Origin of the sequence: Microcystis sp. M20BS1, from assembly GCF_020245305.1 — a bacterium.
Taxonomy (GTDB): domain Bacteria; phylum Cyanobacteriota; class Cyanobacteriia; order Cyanobacteriales; family Microcystaceae; genus Microcystis; species Microcystis ichthyoblabe_A.
The window spans coordinates 1-5,720 of the sequence record NZ_JADBUZ010000078.1 but is presented as its reverse complement, the minus strand read 5'-3'; the positions used below and the strand labels follow the sequence as shown (position 1 = coordinate 5,720).

At 45.2% G+C, this 5,720-nt stretch carries 5 protein-coding genes and 1 pseudogene; 1 reads left to right on the top strand and 5 read right to left on the bottom strand.

Annotation, left to right across the window (positions count from 1 at the left end; genetic code table 11):
* A pseudogene (locus tag IM507_RS08035) lies at positions 1-456 on the top strand (IS1 family transposase); the annotation flags it as partial.
* On the opposite strand, the gene IM507_RS08030 reads toward IM507_RS08035, so the two are convergent.
* The 5 genes from IM507_RS08030 to IM507_RS08010 all read right to left on the bottom strand — a co-directional run bounded on the left by IM507_RS08030 (position 453) and on the right by IM507_RS08010 (position 5,369).
* Entirely contained in the window at positions 453-2,822 is a 2,370-nt protein-coding gene (locus IM507_RS08030; protein ID WP_002734201.1) for a GH116 family glycosyl hydrolase, read from the bottom strand. The pseudogene IM507_RS08035 and the gene IM507_RS08030 sit on opposite strands and share 4 nt — an antisense overlap.
* A gap of 178 nt (positions 2,823-3,000) precedes the next feature.
* Positions 3,001-3,444: a DUF3531 family protein gene (locus tag IM507_RS08025; RefSeq protein WP_002733109.1), complete on the bottom strand. Its 444-nt coding sequence runs from the start codon at positions 3,442-3,444 to the stop codon at positions 3,001-3,003.
* Positions 3,445-3,559: 115 nt separating this feature from the next.
* Complete coding sequence (locus tag IM507_RS08020) at positions 3,560-4,141, bottom strand: CPBP family intramembrane glutamic endopeptidase (RefSeq protein ID WP_002732964.1); 582 nt, start codon at positions 4,139-4,141, stop codon at positions 3,560-3,562.
* Positions 4,138-5,196 carry a DUF3326 domain-containing protein gene (locus IM507_RS08015; RefSeq protein ID WP_069475590.1) on the bottom strand — a complete coding sequence of 353 codons (1,059 nt, stop codon included), beginning with the start codon at positions 5,194-5,196 and terminating at the stop codon, positions 4,138-4,140. Before IM507_RS08015 ends, IM507_RS08020 begins: the two co-directional genes overlap by 4 nt.
* Complete coding sequence (locus tag IM507_RS08010; protein WP_002734354.1) at positions 5,193-5,369, bottom strand: hypothetical protein; 177 nt, start codon at positions 5,367-5,369, stop codon at positions 5,193-5,195. The genes IM507_RS08015 and IM507_RS08010 overlap by 4 nt, the downstream gene beginning before the upstream one ends.
* Positions 5,370-5,720: the final 351 nt, after the last annotated feature.

Below are 5,720 nucleotides of genomic sequence, written 5' to 3'. Positions count from 1 at the left end.
GTCAAATAAAGGTTTCGGACAAACCAAAAGGTAAATTGGTTATAGAATGTGATGAAATGTAGTCTTTTGTTTTTTCTAAGACGATAAAGGTCTATATTTGGCGGTTAATTGATAGAAATACAAGGGAAATTATTGGTTGCTATGCGCGGAGATAGGAGTCGTCAATCAGCCAAAAAACTTTGGGGCCAGTTTACCAGGCGTTTACCGACAATGTGCAGTTGCTTACACAGACTTTTGGGAGTCATATAAGACAGTAATTCCCAGTAAACGTCATCGACCAGTCGGGAAAGAAACTGGTCAAACTAATCATATTGAAAGATTAAATAATACCTTTCGACAAAGGATTTCTCGGTTGGTGACAGAGAGTCTATCTTTCTCTAAAAAAATGGAGAATCACGTTGGGGAACCCTTTGGTATTTTATCCATGACTACAATGCACACCTGGCAAAGGATTAAGCCGCCATCATTACTACCGAATCACCACCCAAAACCCCATAGATAGCCCAGATAGCCATGGCGCGTAAATAATGACAAGCGCGAAAAGTTCCCACCGATGTAATCGCTTCCGGGGTGCGAAATTGTAAGCCATTTTCATAGACTTGTTTCACCACTGCTTCCGTAATTTGCCATCCCTGCTTTTCCATTCCCATTTGTAGTAAAAAAGCCACCAACCCAAAATTAATTCCTACCCAAACTTCCAAGGGATGAGTTGCCTCGGGATTTTCGGGAGTACCATCGGGTTTTAACCCATTTGCCGCCCCAAATTTTCCCCCATGAAACTTGAGAAAACAAGCCTGATAAATCTTACTTAAAGCTGATTGCGTGTATTGATTTTCTACCACATCTGGCAAAGCCAATAAACGGGCATAAAATTGACCGCATAATTGGTCAGTCATCACCACATCGGAACCACTGCCACTATCTAAATTATAATATTCTCCATTCCAGAGAGTCTGATGATAAATAGCGCGAGATTGCTGTAACCAACTGGCAAAAATTGCCGTATCTTCTCCAAGAATTGCCCCAATTTTAAGCGTCGCTTCTAGTGCCGCTATCCACAAACCACCACAATAGGCACTAATTCCCTGTAAACGCCAATCATCAAAGGTTTGGTCTGGTGCGCCGGAATTTTCGGGGATGCCATCGTTATCAAGGTCAAAGGTTTTTAAATATTGCAAAGTCAGGACAATTGACGGCCAACATTCCCGCAGAAAATCCTCATCTTTAGCCCCCGTTAATAAATAATCCCGATATACTAATAAAACAAAATCACTGCCTAAATCTTTCCAGAGATTACAATCTTGATAACTGGTGTAATTGCTCTTTTGCCAAGGGTGTTCATTGGGGGCGCCTAAATCGTGGGGAGTGGCATTTTTGGCCTTACGAATGGCACTAGCTTGGTTATATCCAATAATCCGAGGAGTGTCGTCACTGCTGGGAATTGCCCTCGCAAAAGCTTCCATGACGGCCTTTTCTAAGCGCGGCCATAACATCAATAACCCAAAGGAACCATAGAGACGCACATCAAGACTTTCATACCAACGATAATCAATACATTCTAAGACCCCAAATTGACCGATGGCATCCTGTTCCGTGGCGGCCGTCCAGAGAGTACCGCCGTCCGTAAGCAGGTATAATTCGTTAAATAAAGCCATTTTAAACCAATCGGCCAGATCGCTGCGTTCTAGGATCGGTTTTTGCCAGTTAATAATATTTTCTCGCCATGTATCGCCGTGTTTTAAAGCCGTGCGTACCATCGCCCAAGCATTTTGACCATTGCGACCGAAAAAGTCCGTATAACGACGATAATAGTTAATTCCTTGGGCAAATTCGGTGACGGGTAAATCCCAAGCTAAAATAAAGGGAATTTTGCGAGTTTTCCCCGGACGAATGGTAAAACGAATCGCCATGGCCGTGGCCGTTTGTTCCCCTTTTTCGGCAGGGGTTTCGTCCTCAATATCCGGTAAAGAGCCATTCATGGCGAAATAATCCCAAACTTCGCCCCCATCGCCAGCAGGGTTCCATTTACCCAGATAGAATACCTCTAGACTCGGATTAGTGATACTGGCAATCGCCATCTGTCCATCCCCTTCCCCGGGATTTTCGTAATCTCGACGCATTAGACAGCCAACGCGGAAATTATCGACAATCCATTGATTATAATTACCCTCACTTTCCCCCCATTTTGATTGATATTCATAGACGGGACTACCATCATCTCTCACCTTAACCACTGGGGATTTAATTGCGTTAGTAAACCAACCGATTGTATTTTGCCAAGTCAGCATAATACTAATAGTAATTGGTTTATCGGTGGGATTATGGGCCGTCCATTCAAATAGGGCAATAGGATAACTACTTTCTTGATAATTATGCGCCCAAACTGGTGAGAATTGTTCGCAAATTAATTGAGTCTGAAAAACATCTTTATACTCGTACCAACTGCGGGGATAAAGGGCCGAATAGTTTCCCTTTTCGGCTGGATACCACGACCAGCGCGATAAAGTTCCATCCGTCGGGCTTTCCGTCGCCATAGCGTAGGCTTGGGCGTTTCCGTCTTCTGTTTGTTCAAAAATGCTAAATTGACAGGCTGCAAGGCTATTAAAACTGTGTTCACCGCCGTCCAGATGCCAGAGGTTAAAGTCACCTTTGGGGGAACGTCCGATGCAACCGGCCCCAAATCCCCCCAGAGGCATCCCATGCCAAGGACCATCATCTAAATTGCTGGCGTAGCGGACGCTGTAGGGTTTTTCCCAACCTTTGCCTAGAGGACGTTTCCAAGCAGCGGCGGGAATTTCTGGAAGGGAGACGAGATTAAGCATAGATGTTGTTAAGTGGGGAAGTGGGGAAGTGGGGAAGTGGGGAAGTGGGGTGTGGGAAGTGGGGTGTGGGAAGTGGGGTGTGGGGTGTGGGGTGTAGGGTGTGGGGAGAATAAATAAAAATAAACTCCTGACTCGGAGAATACTGACTCCACCAAGAAACTTTTTTAGTAAACCCTAATTATTCGCTAAAGAGATAATTACTGCGATCGCCAACTGGCCAATCTTGATTTTCTCCCCCGATAATTAAACGTTTAATATCGACAAAATCCTTACTTAATTGGGTCAAGGCATTGATTAAAATATCCAAAGCAATAAGATCGCTAGTACCGAGATCAAACCAGCAACGTCCCCAAGTACCTAAGTATTCAAAATCGGTCATATTGTGCATCGGTGACATAAAGGCATTTTCGGCTATATCTGGATCGTATTCCATATAACTAATATCGACTCCCACCTCCTGTACCTGTAGGTTTTCGGCATTGAAAGCTCCTAATTTACCCAAATAAAACCAAGAAGCAAAAACTTCTTCTACATACTGCTGTTCCATATTCGAGGGAACTGTCGAAAATTCCAGCCAAAACCAGACATCAAAAGGATTAAATTCGCGAAATTGCACTTCCATTTTTTTTATAGGAGACAGGAGTAGTCACTGATAACTGATAACTGATAACTGATAACTGATAACTGATAACTGATAACTGATAACTGATAACTGATAACTGATAACTGATTACTGATTACTGATTACTATGCTGTAATTTCCAGAGAAAACTAGCGAGGAGATTGGTGATAATATGAGCGAGGATCGGGATTAATAAATTACCGGTGATGATGACGGTATAACCGAGGGCAAAACCGACAACAGTTGCCCAGATAACATAGGGCCATTGTTGGGAACCGCTAAAATGGAGGATACCAAAAATTAGACTAGAAACGGTTAAACCAAAGATATTTAAGCCCAAAGCCGGCAAAATCACCCCGCGAAATAATAATTCTTCACTTAACCCCGGCAGTAATCCAATCCAAATTAAATCGGGCCAAGCTAAAGGTTTAATGACTAATTCTAAGTAAGAGTTAGCACTATGGCGATAACTAGACCAAAAACGATATAGAAGCCCACTAATTCCACTAATTGCCCCCGCTAAGGCTAATCCGAACAGGAAATCCGGGAGAGTCCAGCGAATTGCGGGAATAGCGATCGCACCGAAATATTGCCAGACTTTGGCGACTACCAGCAAGATAATCGCCGTTACCGCCATAATGGTGAGGACTTGTGTGCGTGTCAGGGGATCAAATTCGGAATTAGGGGAATTAGTCACGGATTCTCGGATAAACAGCGTAAAGAGTGTAAATTAGGGCGAAGAGATGCTAGGCTAACCCCTGCCCGTTGACAAACGATCGCACCGATCGCCTCTGTATATGAGTGTACCCTAATTGCTTTCACCCCTAGGGGTTCCGGGGCCACCTTCATTCTTGTACTATTTTCCTCGACAGCAATCAGTACACTTTTTTCTTGACAAAAACTAAAAACTGTGCTGGAGCCGCAGGCACTGGCGGGAACGATCAGCGCGTCCACCTCCCGGCTCCAAATAGCATCGGGACTGGGCTGCTTGACCAATTGGGGGGCGCGACTCAAACCCACCAAAACGCAGGGTAAAAAAGTATAACCGATTTCTTCGGCCGCGGCCTTGGGGGAAAGTTGCGGATCGAGGGGCAGCGGACTTAAAGCGGGGGCGTGGGCCGCCGGTATTTGGAATTGTCGCACCACCAGATGGGAAATTACCGCTTCGGCCCCGGCAAGGGGATCCACCCCCTGACCATGGCGATAATTAGCCAGGGCAATGCTATCGGGATCGTCAGGAAAACGGGCAACAATGGCGATCGCTTCCGCCCGGCCTTGGTTAATCAGTTTTTCTGCCCCCCGCAGCAAGCTGTCGGGATTGCCAATTGTTCCCCAACTGGCCCCGGAGGCTGCCTCTCGCAACTGCACATTTAAGGGGGCATCGGTGACAAGGTAATCGGTCAGATCTAAGCCTAGGGTGGCCCGGACAGCATCGGCAGCCTGAAGGTGTCTTTGCAAGAGGTCAAATTCAATGGCGCGATCGAATAGTAACCCGATGCGATTTTGATGGACGGGACTTAATCCCCAATCCCCCCGGGCAAAACGATCTAAAGCGTAACCCTCTACATAGTAGGTGTTGTCCAAAGGCCAGTACAGTTGTGCGCCGTTGAGGACATTAGGATGGGTAATTAGGCGATCACAAACTTGGGCGATCGCTCTGGCCACGGGAATGCCATCCCCAGCATAACCGCCAATCGCTGCCCCGATGCCGGTGGGAATAATTAGTACGGCGGTATAGGGACGGGAATTCACGAGGCAGTGGTGACAATCGCTTCGACTTTGACTTGATTATTCTCGGTATCCACTTCTGTGATTGCCCAGCGCAAGGGTTCACCGCGTTTGGCTAATTCTTTTTCGATTTCTTGCTGCAGTTGTTGCGGGGTTTCCTGTAGGTCGATTTCGGCACTAATAAAGTGAGTGGTCATGGGAATGGTCTAGAATAGTTATCCCCTCAGTTTATCAAGATTTTGCCCTCTTGCGCTGGTTTATCGGCTCTCTGGGTCAGGAACCACAAAGACACGAAGAACACAAAGATCGATCGCTACTACATCGTTAAACTGATCACACAAAGTCGATAAGAGCCATTCTCGTACTATAGAACTCTTGCAAATTAATTATATGTTATAATAATGGGCTAACTAATTTTCCCCAAAAAAATAGTTAATCAGTACATTCGTCCTGAATGAAAACTTGAAGTTTAACTTTTAACTCAAAACTCTTTAGAGCTGCTTTAATTTGGTTATCAAAACCTCTTTATTTAAGCGGCACAAACTATC